Source organism: Paraburkholderia sp. BCC1886, from assembly GCF_900996245.1.
Taxonomy (GTDB): Bacteria; Pseudomonadota; Gammaproteobacteria; order Burkholderiales; family Burkholderiaceae; genus Paraburkholderia.
Window position 1 is genome coordinate 53,930 of the sequence record NZ_CAAJGK010000052.1, and the last position, 16,071, is coordinate 70,000.

Sequence of the window (16,071 nt, forward strand, 5' to 3'; positions counted from 1 at the left end):
GGGCAGTGCATTGGAGATTCAACATGAAAGTAGTCGCTTTCGAGCGTTCTTTGCAAGGTACGGGTGCGAGCCGCCGCCTGCGTATCTCGGGCAAGACCCCGGGCATCGTATATGGCGCTGGTGCTGAAACGCAATTGGTCGAACTGGACCACAACGCACTGTGGCATGCGCTGAAGAAAGAAGTTTTCCATTCGTCGATTCTCGAACTGGAAGTGGCAGGCAAGTCGCAACAGGTTCTGCTGCGCGACGTGCAATACCATCCGTTCCGTCAGCTCGTGCTGCACGTGGACTTCCAACGTGTCGACGCGAAGAAGAAGCTGCACACCAAGGTGCCGCTGCACTTCCTGAATCAGGAAAGCAACCCGGCTGTGAAGCTGTCGAGCGCCGTCATTTCGCACGTCATCAATGAACTGGAAGTCGAGTGCCTGCCGTCGGCACTGCCGGAATTCATCGAAGTCGATCTGGCGAACATCGAAGCTGGTCAATCGGTTCACGCGAAGGATCTGAAGCTGCCGGCAGGTGTGACGCTGGTTGCTCACGTCGACGCTGAAAACCCGGTGGTTGCTGCTGCAACGATCCCGGCTGGCGCAATCGCCGAAGGCGACGCCGCTGCTGCTGAAGGCGAAACGCCGGCTGCATAAGCTAGCCGAGCCGCTTCAGGCAAGCAATCCTCTCGATCCGTTTGAATGAAACGGTCAATGTGACCCGCCGAGGTTCTCCCCGGCGGGTTTTTTTTCGGTTTTTTCTGGTTACTTCGGCGAGGCCGCTTTTGGCAGCCTGCCCAGACGGACCCATTCAATCATGATCAAGCTGATCGTCGGACTCGGCAACCCGGGTGCCGAATACACCGCGACACGCCACAACGCCGGTTTCTGGCTCGTCGATCAACTGGCGCGCGAAGCCGGCGCGACGCTGCGCGACGAGCGGCGCTTCCACGGTTTTTACGCGAAAGCGCGATTGCACGGCGAAGAAGTGCATCTGCTCGAACCGCAAACGTATATGAACCGATCGGGCCAGTCGGTCGTCGCGGTGGCGCAATTCTTCAAGATTCTGCCCGACGAGATTCTGGTCGCGCACGACGAGCTGGACATGCCGCCCGGCAGCGTGAAGCTGAAACTCGGCGGCGGCAGCGGCGGCCATAACGGTTTGAAGGACATCTCCGCTCACCTTTCTTCGCAACAGTATTGGCGGCTGCGAATCGGCATCGGCCATCCGCGCGATTTGATTCCAGAAAGCGCACGCGCCGGCGCCAAACCGGACGTCGCCAACTACGTGCTGAAACCGCCGCGCCGCGAAGAGCAGGAAGTGATCGACGCGTCCACCGAGCGCGCGCTCGCCGTGATGCCGCAGATCATCAAGGGCGAGCTGGAGCGGGCCATGACGCAGTTGCATCGCAACAATCCGTAAAGCATCCACGCCGCCCTTGGAGAATCGCTTGAGCCGTTATTGGAGTGACATCGTCCACCGCCTGACGCCGTATGTCCCGGGCGAACAGCCCGTGGTCGCGCATCCGGTGAAGCTGAACACCAACGAAAATCCGTATGCGCCGTCGCCGCGGGTGCTCGACGCGATACGCGAAGCGCTCGGCGAAGGCGGTGAAGCGTTGCGGCGCTACCCCGATCCCACCGCGCTCAAGCTGCGCGAAACGGTCGCCGCGTATCACGGTATTCGACCGGAGCAGGTGTTTGCTGGTAATGGCTCGGACGAAGTGCTGGCCCTCGCCTTCCAGGCTTTGCTCAAACACGACGAGCCGCTGCTGTTTCCCGATATTAGCTATAGCTTCTACCCGACCTACGCGCGACTTTTCGAGATTGATTACCGGACCGTTGCGCTGGACGAGGCGTTCGCAATCAATGTCGACGACTACGCCGCGCCCAACGGCGGCGTGCTGTTCCCGAACCCGAACGCGCCGACTGGCCGGCCGCTGCCGCTCGCGGAAATCGAGCGGCTGGTGGCCCGCAACACGGACTCGGTGGTGGTGATCGACGAGGCTTACGTGGATTTCGGCGCGGAATCGGCGGTTGCGCTGATCGACCGTTATCCGAATCTGCTGGTCGTGCAGACGGTGTCCAAGTCGCGCTCGCTGGCGGGGATGCGGGTGGGCTTCGCGTTTGGTCATGCGTCGCTGATCGACGCCATGAACCGCGTGAAGGACAGCTTTAACTCGTATCCGCTCGACCGGCTCGCGCAAGCCGCGGCCATCGCCGCTTATGAAGACGACGCGTGGTTCCGCGACACCTGCGCGAAGGTGATCGCGAGCCGCGAGCGGCTGGCCGCTGGCTTGACGGCGCTGGGCTTCGACGTGGTGCCCTCGGCGGCCAATCTGCTGTTCGCCCGGCATCCGGGGCAGGACGCCGCGACGCTCGTCTCGCAACTGCGGGAAAGGGAGATTTTCGTGCGCCATTTCAAGGCGCCGAGAATCGATCAGCATCTGCGAATCTCGGTGGGAACCGACGCGGAATGCGACGTTCTGCTGCGCGCGCTGCGGGAGATCATCGGCGGGAACGCAATCTAGGCACATAAAAAACAATGGCGAGGCATGCGCCTCGCCATCACCCGTTCACCTGTAGACCCGACTCTGCTTAATCGGCCTTGGCCGCCTGCAGCGCGTGGTATTTCGCCATCAATCCTTCGGCCGACTCGAGATGTTCCGGGTCGCGTGGAATGCACTCCACCGGGCACACCTGAATGCACTGAGGTTCGTCGAAGTGGCCGACGCACTCGGTACATTTTTTCGGGTCGATCACGTAGATTTCCGTGCCCATCGAAATTGCGTCGTTCGGGCACTCGGGCTCGCACACGTCGCAATTGATGCACTCGTCGGTAATCATCAAAGCCATACTTCTCTCACTTCACGCCGGCCGCAGCCGGCTTTAATCCGTCGAACCGACAGCTTACGCCGGTTACGGTTGGCCCGCCGACGCACCACCATCCGAATCCAGCGCCGCGACCTTCTCCGTCAGCCATTTTTCGACGGACGGGAACACGAATTTGCTGACATCGCCGCCCAGTTGGGCGATTTCGCGGACGATCGTGCCCGAGATGAACTGGTATTGATCCGACGGCGTCATGAACATGGTTTCGACGTCGGGCAGCAGATAGCGGTTCATGCCCGCCATCTGAAACTCGTATTCAAAGTCGGAAACGGCACGCAGCCCACGCACGATCACCCGTGCGTTGTTACTGCGAACGAAGTCTTTCAGCAACCCCTTGAAGCTCATGACCTGAACGTTCGGGTAGTGCCCCAGCACTTCGTGAGCGATGTCGAGGCGCTCTTCGAGCGTGAAGAACGGCTTCTTGTTGCGGCTGTCCGCGACGCCCACCACCAGCGTGTCGAAAATGCTCGACGCGCGTCGAACGAGGTCTTCGTGACCGCGCGTCAGCGGGTCGAAGGTGCCCGGGTACACGGCGACTACCATGAGACTTCTCCTCTCTTCAGACAAATGGGCGCCTCGAACGTCCACGCGACGCAGTCGGCACCGGCCGCGCACGTGACGATAAACCGTCCGGCGCTTGTTTTGGAACGGGCATTATTCCTTATTTTCGCGCTGCAGCAAATGAAAGTGGACAGCGCCCGCCTTCCCTTGCCGCACGATCTCCCAGCCGGCGAGCGTCTCGTTGCCGGCCAGCTCCAGATCGGCGCCGGCTTCGACATACAGAAAGCCGTGCTGGCTCAGCAGCGGAACCACGACGCCGAGCGCCCGGCCGAGCAGATCGCCGTCGAATGGCGGGTCGAGAAACACCACGTCGAACGAGCCGGGCGCGAGGCTCGCCGCCAGCCTCAGGCCGTCGGCCTCGACGATTTCGATACTGCGTGCCGCGAGCCGCTCCTGATTGGCGCGCAACTGGCGGGCCGCGCGGGCATTGCGCTCGACCATCACCACTCGCGCCGCGCCGCGCGAAGCCGCCTCGAAGCCGAGCGCGCCGCTGCCGGCGAACAGGTCGAGACAGCGCTGGCCGTCGAGACTCTGACCGAGCCAGTTGAACAGCGTCTCGCGCACCCGGTCGGGCGTGGGGCGCAGGCCGTCGAGATCGAGCACGGGTAACGGAGTGCGCTTCCAGTCGCCGCCGATGATACGGATGGCGTGCGGCTTGCCGCCTTTGGACGAAGCGCCATGGGCGCGTGATGGTGCGTGACGGGGCATGCAGTTTCGATGAAGTGGATGAAATCCGGCCTCGATACGGGCAGATCGGAGCGCCAACGTTACCACAGGGGCGTTGGGCGTCCAGCCTGGCCGTTCGGCCTATAGGCCGGCTGACGGCGCGCCTGATAAAATGTGCCGCTTCCAGCGCCTTGCATCCCGCATTGCAACGCTGCCTGCCGCACCCACCGGGCCCGTCCCGGCCGCGCGCATCGGCGCGCGCACTCACCACGCCAGAACATGTTCAGCTTTTTCAAACGATTCAAGGGTTCGAAAGAGTCCGACACCGCGCCGGACGAAGCGCAAACGGCGCCGGAAGCTCTGGCGCCCGAGCGCGTCGTCGAATCGCCGGCGGCGCCTCTTGCGCCTCTTGCGCCCCTGCCACCCGTCGCGCCGGTCGCCGCTCCCATCGCTCCAGCGCCCGAATTCGAGCCGGACGGATTCGTGCCGGACGACGAAGAACTCGAGCGGCAAGCCGTCGAATCGGTCGAATTGGTCGAATCCATTGAATCCGTTGAAATCCTGCCGCCGCCGCTGCAGGACGCGGGCGCAAAACGCTCGTGGCTCACGCGCCTCAAAACGGGGCTCTCCAAAACCAGCTCGAATCTGACCGGTATTTTCGTCGGCACGAAGATCGACGAGGACCTTTACGAAGAGCTGGAAACCGCGCTCCTGATGTCCGACGCCGGGGTCGACGCCACCGAGTTCCTGCTCGAATCGCTGCGCGAAAAAGTGCGCACCGAACGTCTGTCCGATCCCCAACAGGTCAAAGCGGCACTGCGCGCGCTGCTCATCGACCTGCTCAAGCCGCTGGAAAAGTCGTTGATGCTCGGGCGCGCCCAGCCGCTCGTCATGATGATCGCCGGCGTCAACGGTGCCGGCAAAACCACTAGCATCGGCAAGCTGGCCAAACATCTGCAGAGTTTCGACCAGTCGGTGCTGCTGGCCGCCGGCGACACGTTCCGCGCCGCGGCCCGCGAGCAGTTGGCCATCTGGGGCCAGCGCAATAACGTCACGGTGGTATCGCAGGAAAGCGGCGACCCGGCCGCGGTGATCTTCGACGCAGTAGGCGCGGCGCGCGCGCGCAAGATCGACGTGATGATGGCGGATACCGCCGGCCGCTTGCCGACCCAGCTGCATCTGATGGAAGAACTGCGCAAGGTGAAGCGCGTAATCGGCAAGGCGCAGGACGGCGCGCCGCACGAAGTGCTGCTGGTGATCGACGCCAACACCGGCCAGAACGCGCTCACCCAGGTGAAGGCGTTCGACGACGCGCTCGGCCTCACCGGTCTGATCGTCACCAAGCTCGACGGCACCGCGAAGGGCGGCATTCTCGCGGCGATTGCCCGGCAGCGGCCGATTCCGGTGTATTTCATCGGCGTCGGCGAGAAGGTGGAGGACTTGCAGCCGTTCAGCGCGGAAGAATTTTCGGACGCGTTACTTGGCAGCTAAGTCCGCCCGCTCGTGGGATTGCGACAAAAAAGGGGCGCTCATTCGAGCGCCCCTTTTCATTCATCGCTGCGTCACTCCGCGTCGGGCTGCGCGCCGGGCGCGGCTTTGGCGAACGCGTCGATCTGCATCGCGTGATCGTAAATACGCTGGATCGTCGGGTACTTCGCCGTGTCCACCTTGAACCGCTGCGCGTTGAACACCTGCGGAATCAGGCACGCGTCGGCGAGCGTCGGGGTGTCGCCGAAACTGAGCTTGCCGGTCCGTGCGCTGCCTGCGAGCCGCGCCTCGAGCGTCGCAAAGCCTGCCTCGACCCAATGCCGGTACCACGCGTCCTTCGCATCGTCGTCCACATGCAGCGTGTGTTTCAGATACTTCAGCACGCGCAGATTGTTGATCGGATGGATTTCGCACGCCACCTGCAATGCCAGCGAACGAATATAAGCGCGATCGGCCGGCGTGCCCGGCAGAAGCGACGGCTCGGGATGCGTCTCGTCCAGATACTCGATGATCGCGAGCGACTGCGGCAACGCCTCTTCGCCGTCGATGAACGTCGGCACGATGCCGTCCAGATTCACCGCGCGATACTCGGGTTTGAGTTGCTCGCCGCCATCGCGCACGAGATGCACGGGCAAGCTCTCGTACGGCAGGTTTTTCACGTTCAGCGCGATGCGCACGCGGTACGACGCCGAACTGCGGAAGTAGGTATAAAGCTTCATGTTTTTCGATCTCCTCCGATGCCGTCCTTCAGACGACGCGCACGCTGAGCTCGCCCAGACCGTCGACGCCGCCCTTCATCAGATCGCCCGCCACCACGGCGCCGACGCCCTCCGGCGTGCCGGTGAAGATCAGATCGCCCGGCTGCAATTCGAATAACGTCGACAGATACGCAATCGTCTCGGCCACCGACCAGATCAGTTGCGACACGTCCGAGCGCTGCTTTTCAGCACCGTTCACCGACAGCCAGATCGCGCCTTGCCCGACGTGGCCGACGCTCGCCACGGGATGAATCGGGCCGAGCGGCGCCGAGTGATCGAAGCCCTTGGCGGTGTCCCATGGACGGCCGAGTTTCTTCGCTTCCGCCTGCAGGTCGCGTCGCGTCATGTCGAGGCCCAGCGCGTAGCCGTACACGTGATCGAGCGCGCTCTGCGCCGGAATGTCCCGGCCGCCTTGGCCGATTGCTGCCACCAGTTCCATCTCGAAGTGGACGTTTTTCGATTGCGACGGGTACGGGAACTCGCCGGTGGCGCCTGGCGCGACGTACAGCACGGCGTCGGCGGGCTTGCCGAAGAAGAACGGCGGTTCCCGGTCGGGATCGTGTCCCATCTCGCGCGCGTGCGCCTCGTAATTACGGCCAACACAGTAGATACGACGCACCGCGAATTGCTCGCTCGAACCCACCACCGGCACTGCGACGACTGCCGGCGGGGCAAACACGTAACTCATCCCGTTCTCCGTTATTGATGGATCCCACCGGCGCGGCGGGAAAGCGTCGAGTTTAACGCGCGGCAAAGGCGCGTGCCCGCGAGTCGGGTGCGAGTCGGGTGCGAGTCGGCGCGTGAGCCGGGCGTGAGCCGGGCGTGAGCCGGGCGTGAGCCGGGCGTGAGCCGGGCGTGAGCCGGCACGTGGCTGCGCAGGGCGGCCCGATCGCCGATCCCGGCCAGCGCCCCCCGGCGCCGCGCCAACGAATCGCCGATCCGCTGGAGATGCGATACTCACGTGGATCCGCTTCCCATGAATGCCGTGGCCGGCCGCACGATCTCCCGATCGCGACCCGTCGCCCGCCCCCACTTGCGCCCGATGACCGACTCTCCCGACTCCGCCTCCGCTTTCCCCTGTGCCCGCTTCATCAAGGAAATCGGCCGTGGCCCGAACGGCGCGCGCGCACTCACCGCCGACGATACTCGCGAGCTTTACAGCGCGATGCTCGACGGCCGCGTCGGCGATCTCGAACTCGGCGCGGTGCTGCTCGCCTATCGCGTGAAAGGCGAAACGGCCGACGAACTCGCGGCCATGCTCGGCGGTGCACACGCTTCGTTCGACCCTGTGCACTCGCCTCACGGCCCGTTCCGGCCGGTGTCGATCCCGAGCTATAACGGCGCGCGCAAGCAGCCGAACCTGGTGCCGCTGCTGGCGCTGCTGCTCGCGCGCGAAGGCGTGCCGGTGCTCGTGCATGGCGTGACCGAAGATCCCGGCCGCGTGACCAGCGCCGAAATCTTCACGCATCTGCGAATTCCGCAGGCGCGCGCGCATGCCGAGATCGAAGACGGCCTGGCCGAGCGCCGTCTGGCCTTCGCGCCGATCGACGTGCTGGCGCCGAAGCTCGCCCGGCTGCTGTCGCTGCGTCGGCGGATGGGCGTGCGCAACTCGACGCATACGCTGGTGAAAATTTTGCAGCCGTTTGCGCCGGCAGGATTACGGCTGGTGAATTACACGCACCCGCCCTATCGGGACAGTCTGACGCAACTGTTCAACACTCACCTGGACGCCGCCGCGGGCGGCGCATTGCTCGCGCGTGGGACTGAAGGCGAGGCGGTCGCCGATACGCGGCGCCAGGTGCAGGTGGACTGGTTGCACGACGGCGTCTGCGAGACGCTGGTGGCGCACGAACGCTCGTCGGCGGATGCGCCGGAGGTGGAGTTGCCCGAAGCGCGCGATGCGCCGACCACCGCGCTATGGATCGCCGCCGTGCTGCGCGGCGAAGCGCCGGTGCCGAGCGCGATTGAAAGGCAGGTGGAATTGATCGTCGATGTGGCGAGAATAGCGGGCTGAACCGCGTCGCGGGCTAGCGGGCCGCCGATTCCCTCCTGGACAGGCCGTCAGGACCGCCCTTCCAGCTCATTCGATCGCGCAGCGTGTCGCTTGCCATGCGATCAGCCGCCATTGCCCGTCGTGATGAAGATGCACCGCCGTATAGGCAATCGGAAACAGCAGCGCTCCGTTGTTGGTTTCCATCTCGATCAGCACCCGGCCGGTCACGACGCACGTCTCGCTGCCCGCCGGCAACACGTCCTGGGTCTGAACCTCGATCTGACGATAGCGCCGGCGGCCCCCGCTGATCCCGTCGATGAACTGCCGCTTCGTCTCACGCTTGCCGCTCGTGTGGACGTAGCTGACGTTGTCCGCGAGCAGTGTGTCGAGCAGGGCAGCGTCGCCGTCGACCATCGCACGAAAACGCTCCCGCTCGAGTCCGCGAATCGCTTCGATCAGTTTTGCCGCCATCGCTCAGCCCCTTGCACCGGCGGGCCGTTGGCGGCTGCGGTGATCAAAAGTTGTATTGCAGATATAGCTCGTGGAAATTTATACCAGGATTGGGCTCTTTGATACCGCCGTTGGAAATATGCTGGAACCGGTAGCCGACCTGATACTGCTGGTGATTCCCGATCTGCAGCCCGACACCCGCAGTCGGCGTGAACTGGAACGCCGTGGCGTAGGTGTAGTCGGAAGCGATGCGGGGGCTGGTGAGAAGTCGCACCCCCACGCCCGCCTCGATGAACGGACGGACCGATCCCGTCGCCCGGATGAAGCGAATGAGCGGTGTCACACCGAATTCGCCGATGTTGTCGTGCACATTGCCTTCATCGGTATGCCACCAGGCGGCATGTGCCTCGCCGATCAGCGAGAAATGCCATGCGCCGATTTGCCACCATGTCAGATCCGGGTCCCACGCAAGCCCGAGATCGAGCTTCTTGACGTGGTGATCACCCGTGCCGCCGGTCACCTGAAACCCGAACTGGTCCGCTGAAGCCGTTCCCGAGGCCGCGCACAGGAGGGCGGCGATTGCGCCAGACAGAGCCAGACCACGAAAGCCATTCTTTTTGTTGTCCATCAAAGCCCCGAACTCGCCGAAAGTTGAACAATCTGTAACAGTTTTCCCTATTTTAAAGACAAACTGGAATTGGCGGATCGTGGGAAGAAATGTATTTTTTAGCAATTACTCACTTCGAAAACAGAAAATATCGGTCATTTATCTTGATGAAGGCGGTTTGTTAGGTAAATTGTACGCATCACACGGCGACAGGAGAAGGAGCGTAAGATGGCTATCGGAACTGAAATTTCAATAGGAATTTTCGGAACTTGGATGGCCCTACAGCCTCTAAGTATTAGCACTCGGTAAATCAGAGTGCTAACATCCAACGCTGGAGTCGTTACCTGAGTACGCTTTTGTCTGATTCCAAAGGAGTTTTCCACGTGAGCCATGCAATGACCCTTCCGAGTATTCTGAGCCCGTCGTCGGCTAAGGCCGCTTCGGCAGGTGCACTGGCGCTCTCGCATTCCTCGCTGCTGCCCGGTCAACTGGGCAATATCGACGCCTACATCCAGGCCGTTAATCGGATTCCGATGCTGACGCCGGCAGAAGAACGCCAGTTCGCCACCGAATTTCGCGAGCAGGACAACCTGCAGTCCGCACGCCGCCTCGTCCTGTCGCATCTGCGGCTGGTCGTTTCCATCGCGCGCAACTATCTGGGTTATGGACTGCCGCACGCCGACCTGATCCAGGAAGGCAACATCGGCCTGATGAAGGCCGTCAAGCGCTTCGATCCGGAGCAGAACGTGCGTCTGGTGTCGTACGCAATGCACTGGATCAAGGCTGAGATCCACGAATACATTTTGCGCAACTGGCGGATGGTGAAGGTCGCCACCACCAAAGCGCAGCGCAAGCTGTTCTTCAACCTGCGCAGCCACAAGCAGGGTTTGGGCGCCTTCACGCCGGACGAGATCGAAGGTCTCGCGCAGGAACTGAATGTGAAGCGCGAAGAAGTATCCGAGATGGAAACGCGTCTGTCCGGCGGCGACATCGCGCTGGAAGGCCAAGTGGAGGACGGCGAAGAATCGTATGCGCCCATCGCCTATCTGGCCGACTCGCACAGCGAGCCGACCGCGGTGCTGGCTTCGCGGCAACGCGACAAGCTGCAAAGCGACGGCATCGCGAGCGCGCTGGACGCGCTGGACGCCCGCAGCCGCCGCATCATCGAGGCACGCTGGCTGAAGGTGGAAGACGATGGTTCGGGCGGCTCCACGCTGCACGAACTGGCCGACGAATTCGGCGTGTCGGCCGAGCGTATCCGCCAGATCGAAGCCAGCGCCATGAAGAAGATGCGCGGTGCGTTAGCCGAGTACGCATAACTCGGAGCACCAAGCCTCAAAAAAGCCCCGCCCTCGCAAGAACGGCGGGGCTTTTTTCGCCCCGCGGCCGCGCCTTCGCGCCAGCCCACGCCTTAGTAGCCCATGCGGTTCAAACAGTCGTTTCTTGACGTATCACAAACCACCTATCAATACTGTTTGAACAGGATCGATTTCGCGACCGAATGTCGCAGCGACGCGCCCATCGGCGCCGGGTCCTGCTCCTAGAATCGGTATGCATTCGCCAGACCCGAAACCGCCTGGCGCCGCCGGATTCACCGGTATGAAGTCACCTTCGACCGATCATGACCATCGCCATCAAGCGTAGTAACGCGCCCCGCCCGAGCCTGCGTCGACGTCTCGCAGGCTGGGTGCGTGGCCCCACGCTGGCCCGCGACATCGCCATCGTCCTCGCCATCAAATTCGTTTTGCTGATGGCGCTCAAGTACACGTTTTTCAATCATCCGCAGGCGGACCATATGTCGCTGCCGCCTGAACAGGTCGCGCAAGCGCTCCTGTCCGTACCTGTCGCGCATTCGTCCCAAGGTGATCGCCATGCCCGTTAGCGAAGTCGTCGAACTCTCGCGTCTCCAGTTCGCCATCACGGCGCTCTATCATTTTCTCTTCGTGCCGCTCACGCTCGGTTTGTCCTGGCTGCTCGTCATCATGGAGTCGGTCTACGTGATGACCGGCAAGCCCATCTACAAGGACATGACGCAGTTCTGGGGCAAGCTGTTCGGCATCAACTTCGCCATGGGCGTGACCACCGGACTGACACTGGAATTTCAGTTCGGCACCAACTGGTCGTATTACTCGCACTACGTCGGCGATATTTTCGGCGTGCCGCTCGCGGTGGAAGGCCTGATGGCGTTCTTCCTAGAATCCACCTTCGTGGGCCTGTTCTTCTTCGGCTGGAACCGGCTCTCGCGCGTCCAGCACGTGATGGTCACGTTCCTCGTCGCACTCGGCTCGAACCTGTCGGCACTGTGGATCCTGGTCGCCAACGGCTGGATGAACAATCCGGTCGGCGCGACGTTCAACTACCAGACCATGCGCATGGAACTCGACAGCATCTTCTCCGTGCTGTTCAACCCGGTCGCGCAGGTCAAGTTCGTGCACACGGTCTCGGCCGGCTACGTCACGGCGTCGATGTTCGTGCTCGGCATTTCCTCGTGGTATCTGCTCAAGCGGCGCGATACCGAGTTCGCGCTGCGTTCGTTCGCGATTGCCGCCGGCTTCGGTCTCGCTTCCACGTTGTGCGTGATCGTGCTCGGCGACGAATCCGGCTACCGCACCGGTGAAGTCCAGCAGGTCAAGCTCGCGGCGATCGAATCCGAATGGGAAACCGCGCCCGCGCCGGCACCGTTCACGATCATCGGGATTCCCAACCAGAAGGAAGAGCGCACCGACTACGCGATCCGCATTCCGTACGCGCTCGGCATTATCGCGACCCGCTCGATCGACGAGCCCGTGGTCGGGCTGAAAGACCTGATGGCGCACAACGAAGTGCGCATCAAAAACGGCATGCTGGCCTACGCGGCGCTGCAAAAACTCAAGCAGGGCGACGTCACGGACGAAGCCAAAGCCGCGTTCGACGCCCACAAGCAGGACCTCGGCTACGGTCTGATGCTCAAGCAGTTCACGGCCAACGTCACCGACGCCACGCCGGAGCAGATCGCCCAAGCCGCCAGGAAAACGATTCCGCCGGTCGCGCCGGTGTTCTTCTCGTTCCGCCTGATGGTGGGACTCGGCATGCTGTTCCTCCTCACCTTCGTGCTGGCGTTCTACTTTTGCGCGCAACGCTCGCTGTTGCTGGAAAAGCGCCGCTGGTTCCTGCGCTGGGCCTTGTGGGCAATTCCGTTGCCGTGGCTCGCCGCCGAGTTCGGCTGGATCGTCGCCGAGGTGGGCCGTCAGCCATGGACCATCGCCGGCATTCTGCCGACCAACCTGTCGGCCTCCAGCCTGCAACCGCGCGACCTGTACCTGAGTATTGCGGGCTTCGTGGTGTTCTACACGGTGCTGTTCATCATCGAAATCACGCTGATGTTCAAGTACGCGCGGCTCGGCCCGTCGTCGCTTCACACGGGCCGCTATTACCACGAGGTCGAGCAAAAGAGCGCGCCGCTGAATGCGCCGCTGCCGACTCACCCCGCCGCCTGACCGGCACCACAGCGTTCAAGGGAAAATCATCATGGATTATGCAACCCTCAAACTGATCTGGTGGGTGTTGATCGGCACGCTGATCATCGGCTTCGCGCTCACCGACGGCTTCGACATGGGCGCGGCGATTCTGCTGCCGTTCATCGGCAAGAGCAACGACGAGCGGCGCATCGTCATCAATACGGTCGGCGCGACGTGGGAAGGCAACCAGGTCTGGCTCATCACGGCCGGCGGCGCGATGTTCGCCGCGTGGCCGCTGGTGTACGCCGCGTCGTTCTCCGGCTTCTACTTCGCGATGCTGCTGGTGCTGTTCTCGCTGTTCTTCCGGCCGGTCGGCTTCGACTATCGCGGCAAGCGCGACGATCCGCGCTGGCGCACCGCGTGGGACTGGGCGCTGTTCGTCGGCGGCTTCGTGCCGGCGCTGGTGTTCGGCGTGGCGTTCGGCAACCTGCTGCAAGGCGTGCCGTTTTCATTCGATACCGATCTGCGCGTCACCTACCACGGCGGCTTCTTCGCGCTGCTCAACCCGTTCGCGGTGCTGTGCGGACTCGTGAGCGTGGCGATGCTGGCCGCGCACGGCGCAGCTTTCGTGAAGATGAAGACCGACGGCGTGATCAACGCGCGCGCCTCGTTCGCGCTGCGCGTCGCGGCGTCGAGCGGCGTCGTGCTGTTCGTCGCGGCCGGTGCGCTGATCGCGACGCTGATCGGCGGCTACCAGATCGTCGATGCAGCGCCGCTCGACACGGTCGCCAATCCGCTCATGAAGAACGTGATCGGCGCGCCGGGCTTGTGGCTCGCCAACTACGCGACCTATCCGTGGATGGTCGTCGCGCCCGTCGCGGGCCTCGCAGGCGGCGTGCTCGCCCTGTTGCTCGCCCGTTCGCGCTTCGAAAAGAGCGCGTTTCTCTCGACCTCGCTGATGGTGATCGGCGTGATCCTGACGGCCGGCTTTTCGATGTTTCCGTTCATCATGCCGTCCTCGCTCGATGGCCGCAGCAGCCTCACCGTGTGGGACTCGACCTCCAGCCGCATGACGCTGCAGATCATGCTGGTGGCGGTGGCCATTTTTCTGCCGCTCATCCTCATCTATACGAGCTGGGTGTATCGCGTGATGCGCGGTAAAGTCACCGCCGCCGCGCTCGAGGAAAACCATCATTCGATGTATTAACCGGAGTTTGCGATGTGGTATTTCACCTGGATTCTTGGGATTGGTGTGGCGCTGGCGTTCGGCATCGTCAACGTCATGTGGCTGGAGTCGAACGCTTCGAATGGCGCGGAGAAGCGCAGTAAAGCCCGTTGAAATAGCGACGACATAAAAAAAACGGCACCTTGAATTCAAGGTGCCGTTTCTGTTTCAACGCATCACGCAGGTAAAGGCGCGGCGCCGCCGGTACTGCTGCCGACTGGCGTCAGGCGTGTCGACAGTTGCGCTGCGTAACGCGGCGCTGCTTCACCGACCACGACATGGAACGTATCCGCCGCGACCCACGCGGTATCGAGCGAGGCCAGACGTTGCCGATCCACCGCCGAAGGATCGCGCACCACGAGCCGCAAACGCGTCGCGGCGACTGCATCCAGCGACACCACGTTGCCCGCGCCGCCGAACACGGCGAGCCAACGCAAGGGCTCGGGATCGAGCGGGCCAACACCAGCGCCAGCGCCCTGCTGCAAGCCGGCAGTGTTTGCCACCGGCGTGTCGGCGGCAACAGCGACAGTCGCAACGGGCGCCTTCACCGCCTCACCACCACCCTGTGCGATCACCGTCCGGATTTCGTCCGCGATGATGTCCGCTTCCGGCCCGATGATCACCTGCACGTTCTTCGCATCGCGCTTGAGCACGCCGCGCGCGCCGGCCGACTTGAGTTCGCCTTCCGACACCTTGCCCGAATCGACCACCGACAGACGCAGACGCGTCGTACACGCATCCACCACCGACAGATTCGCGGCACCGCCCAACGCCGCGATATAACGCTGCGCACGCGGCAGCGCCAGACCCGCGACCGGCGAGCCGACACCAGCGGCGCCGGACGCATCCGGCGTACCGGTCTGCTCGTCGGCCGACACCGGCTCGCGGCCCGGCGTCGCCATGTTGAACTTGCGGATGAAGAAACGGAACAACCCGTAATACACGACCATGTACACGAGACCGATCGGAATCGCCCACCAGCCGCGCGTCGACAACCCGTAGTTCAGCACGTAGTCGATCGCACCCGCCGAGAACGTAAAGCCGAGGTGAATGCCGAGCGCCGAACAGATCGCCAGCGACAGCCCAGTGAGCAACGCGTGAATCACGTAGAGCACCGGCGCGAGGAACATGAAGCTGAATTCGATCGGCTCGGTAACGCCCGTCAGAAACGACGTCAATGCCATCGAGAACAGCAAACCGCCGACCACCGCGCGGCGTTCCTTGGGCGCTTCGTGGAACATCGCGAGACACGCGGCCGGCAGGCCGAACATCATCACCGGGAAGAAGCCCGTCATGAACGTGCCGGCACTCGGATCGCCCGCGAAGAAGCGGTGCAGGTCGCCCGTCACGGCCGCGCCGCCCGGCGGCGTGAACGTGCCGAACACGAACCACGTCAGCGAATTCAGAATGTGATGCAGCCCGGTGACGAGCAGCAACCGGTTCAGCACGCCGAACACGAACGCGCCGAGCGCCCCGGCGGTGGTCAGCCAGTGACCGGCCGTATCGATCACGCCCTGCACCGGCTGCCAGACATAGCCGAACACGATGCCGAGCGCGAGACACACCACGCCGGTGACGATCGGCACGAAGCGTTTCCCTCCGAAGAACGCGAGGTAGTCGGGCAGCTTGATGTCCTTGTAGCGGTTGTACAGCAGCCCCGCGACGATCCCCGCCACGATCCCGGACAGCACGCCCATGTTGAGCTTGTCGTTGATGTCCTTCATCACCGCGATCTCGACCAGATAACCGATCGCGCCGGCAAGACCCGCCACGCCGTTATTGTCTTTCGCGAAGCCGACCGCCACGCCGATCGCGAACAGCAGCGGCAGGTTGTCGAAGATTGCGCCGCCCGCATCGGCGATCATCTTGATGTTGAACACATCGGGCTGACCGAGGCGCAGCAGCAGACCGGCAACCGGCAGCACCGCGATCGGCAGCATCAGCGCGCGACCCAGCCGCTGAATTTTCAGAAACGGATTTCCATCCATCGTTATCTCCAATCCTTGTCTT

Annotated in this window: 18 protein-coding genes; 10 read left to right on the forward strand and 8 right to left on the reverse strand. The window is 63.0% G+C overall.

From position 1 onward, the window contains the following. Positions 1–23 precede the first annotated feature (23 nt). From FQ746_RS18340 to hisC, 3 genes are all read left to right on the forward strand, one after another. The gene (locus FQ746_RS18340) at positions 24–641 is read left to right on the forward strand and encodes a 50S ribosomal protein L25/general stress protein Ctc (RefSeq protein WP_144110996.1); all 618 of its coding nucleotides are present in this window, start codon (positions 24–26) and stop codon (positions 639–641) included. Positions 642–801: 160 nt separating this feature from the next. After that, positions 802–1,407: an aminoacyl-tRNA hydrolase gene (pth, locus tag FQ746_RS18345; protein WP_144110998.1), complete on the forward strand. Its 606-nt coding sequence runs from the start codon at positions 802–804 to the stop codon at positions 1,405–1,407. A 28-nt stretch (positions 1,408–1,435) separates the two neighbouring features. Next, positions 1,436–2,515 carry a histidinol-phosphate transaminase gene (hisC, locus tag FQ746_RS18350; protein WP_144111000.1) on the forward strand — a complete coding sequence of 360 codons (1,080 nt, stop codon included), beginning with the start codon at positions 1,436–1,438 and terminating at the stop codon, positions 2,513–2,515. A 67-nt stretch (positions 2,516–2,582) separates the two neighbouring features. On the opposite strand, the gene FQ746_RS18355 is transcribed toward hisC, so the two are convergent. The 3 genes from FQ746_RS18355 to rsmD form a co-directional block, all read right to left on the reverse strand. Beyond that, positions 2,583–2,840, reverse strand: a complete 258-nt coding sequence (locus FQ746_RS18355) for a YfhL family 4Fe-4S dicluster ferredoxin (protein ID WP_144111002.1) — start codon at positions 2,838–2,840, stop codon at positions 2,583–2,585. A 63-nt stretch (positions 2,841–2,903) separates the two neighbouring features. Then, positions 2,904–3,419 carry a pantetheine-phosphate adenylyltransferase gene (coaD, locus tag FQ746_RS18360; RefSeq protein WP_144111004.1) on the reverse strand — a complete coding sequence of 172 codons (516 nt, stop codon included), beginning with the start codon at positions 3,417–3,419 and terminating at the stop codon, positions 2,904–2,906. Positions 3,420–3,530: 111 nt separating this feature from the next. Next, positions 3,531–4,145, reverse strand: a complete 615-nt coding sequence (rsmD, locus tag FQ746_RS18365; RefSeq protein WP_144111006.1) for a 16S rRNA (guanine(966)-N(2))-methyltransferase RsmD — start codon at positions 4,143–4,145, stop codon at positions 3,531–3,533. Between the two features lie 237 nt (positions 4,146–4,382). On the opposite strand from rsmD, the gene ftsY reads away from it, so the two are divergent. Beyond that, positions 4,383–5,594, forward strand: coding sequence for a signal recognition particle-docking protein FtsY (ftsY, locus tag FQ746_RS18370; RefSeq protein WP_144111008.1), 1,212 nt, complete (start codon positions 4,383–4,385; stop codon positions 5,592–5,594). A gap of 71 nt (positions 5,595–5,665) precedes the next feature. Here the strand turns inward: ftsY and maiA are convergent, their stop codons facing one another. Both maiA and FQ746_RS18380 read right to left on the reverse strand, forming a co-directional pair. Further along, the gene (gene maiA / locus FQ746_RS18375) at positions 5,666–6,310 is read right to left on the reverse strand and encodes a maleylacetoacetate isomerase (protein WP_144111010.1); all 645 of its coding nucleotides are present in this window, start codon (positions 6,308–6,310) and stop codon (positions 5,666–5,668) included. 28 nt (positions 6,311–6,338) lie between these two features. Then, positions 6,339–7,037 carry a fumarylacetoacetate hydrolase family protein gene (locus FQ746_RS18380; protein ID WP_144111012.1) on the reverse strand — a complete coding sequence of 233 codons (699 nt, stop codon included), beginning with the start codon at positions 7,035–7,037 and terminating at the stop codon, positions 6,339–6,341. 354 nt (positions 7,038–7,391) lie between these two features. Between FQ746_RS18380 and ybiB the strand changes: the two genes are divergently transcribed. Then, positions 7,392–8,363 carry a DNA-binding protein YbiB gene (gene ybiB / locus FQ746_RS18385; protein WP_144111014.1) on the forward strand — a complete coding sequence of 324 codons (972 nt, stop codon included), beginning with the start codon at positions 7,392–7,394 and terminating at the stop codon, positions 8,361–8,363. 66 nt (positions 8,364–8,429) lie between these two features. On the opposite strand, the gene FQ746_RS18390 is transcribed toward ybiB, so the two are convergent. Together FQ746_RS18390 and FQ746_RS18395 are read right to left on the reverse strand one after the other, a co-directional pair. Next, positions 8,430–8,813 (reverse strand): nuclear transport factor 2 family protein, encoded by a 384-nt coding sequence (locus tag FQ746_RS18390; RefSeq protein ID WP_144111016.1) that lies wholly within the window; start codon positions 8,811–8,813, stop codon positions 8,430–8,432. Between the two features lie 43 nt (positions 8,814–8,856). After that, on the reverse strand, positions 8,857–9,420 hold the full coding sequence (locus FQ746_RS18395) for an acyloxyacyl hydrolase (RefSeq protein ID WP_144111489.1): 564 nt from the start codon (positions 9,418–9,420) through the stop codon (positions 8,857–8,859). 362 nt (positions 9,421–9,782) lie between these two features. Between FQ746_RS18395 and rpoH the strand changes: the two genes are divergently transcribed. The 5 genes from rpoH (at position 9,783) to cydX (ending at position 14,175) form a co-directional block, all read left to right on the forward strand. Beyond that, positions 9,783–10,718, forward strand: coding sequence for an RNA polymerase sigma factor RpoH (rpoH, locus tag FQ746_RS18400; RefSeq protein WP_144111018.1), 936 nt, complete (start codon positions 9,783–9,785; stop codon positions 10,716–10,718). Positions 10,719–11,020: 302 nt separating this feature from the next. Then, positions 11,021–11,281, forward strand: a complete 261-nt coding sequence (gene cydP / locus FQ746_RS18405; RefSeq protein WP_144111020.1) for a cytochrome oxidase putative small subunit CydP — start codon at positions 11,021–11,023, stop codon at positions 11,279–11,281. After that, positions 11,271–12,875, forward strand: coding sequence for a cytochrome ubiquinol oxidase subunit I (locus FQ746_RS18410; protein ID WP_144111022.1), 1,605 nt, complete (start codon positions 11,271–11,273; stop codon positions 12,873–12,875). The genes cydP and FQ746_RS18410 overlap by 11 nt, the downstream gene beginning before the upstream one ends. A 31-nt stretch (positions 12,876–12,906) precedes the next feature. Beyond that, complete coding sequence (cydB, locus tag FQ746_RS18415) at positions 12,907–14,043, forward strand: cytochrome d ubiquinol oxidase subunit II (RefSeq protein ID WP_144111024.1); 1,137 nt, start codon at positions 12,907–12,909, stop codon at positions 14,041–14,043. Between the two features lie 12 nt (positions 14,044–14,055). Beyond that, positions 14,056–14,175, forward strand: a complete 120-nt coding sequence (gene cydX, locus FQ746_RS18420) for a cytochrome bd-I oxidase subunit CydX (protein ID WP_144111026.1) — start codon at positions 14,056–14,058, stop codon at positions 14,173–14,175. Between the two features lie 62 nt (positions 14,176–14,237). On the opposite strand, the gene nagE is transcribed toward cydX, so the two are convergent. Beyond that, positions 14,238–16,049 (reverse strand): N-acetylglucosamine-specific PTS transporter subunit IIBC, encoded by a 1,812-nt coding sequence (nagE, locus tag FQ746_RS18425; protein ID WP_144111028.1) that lies wholly within the window; start codon positions 16,047–16,049, stop codon positions 14,238–14,240. Positions 16,050–16,071: the final 22 nt, after the last annotated feature.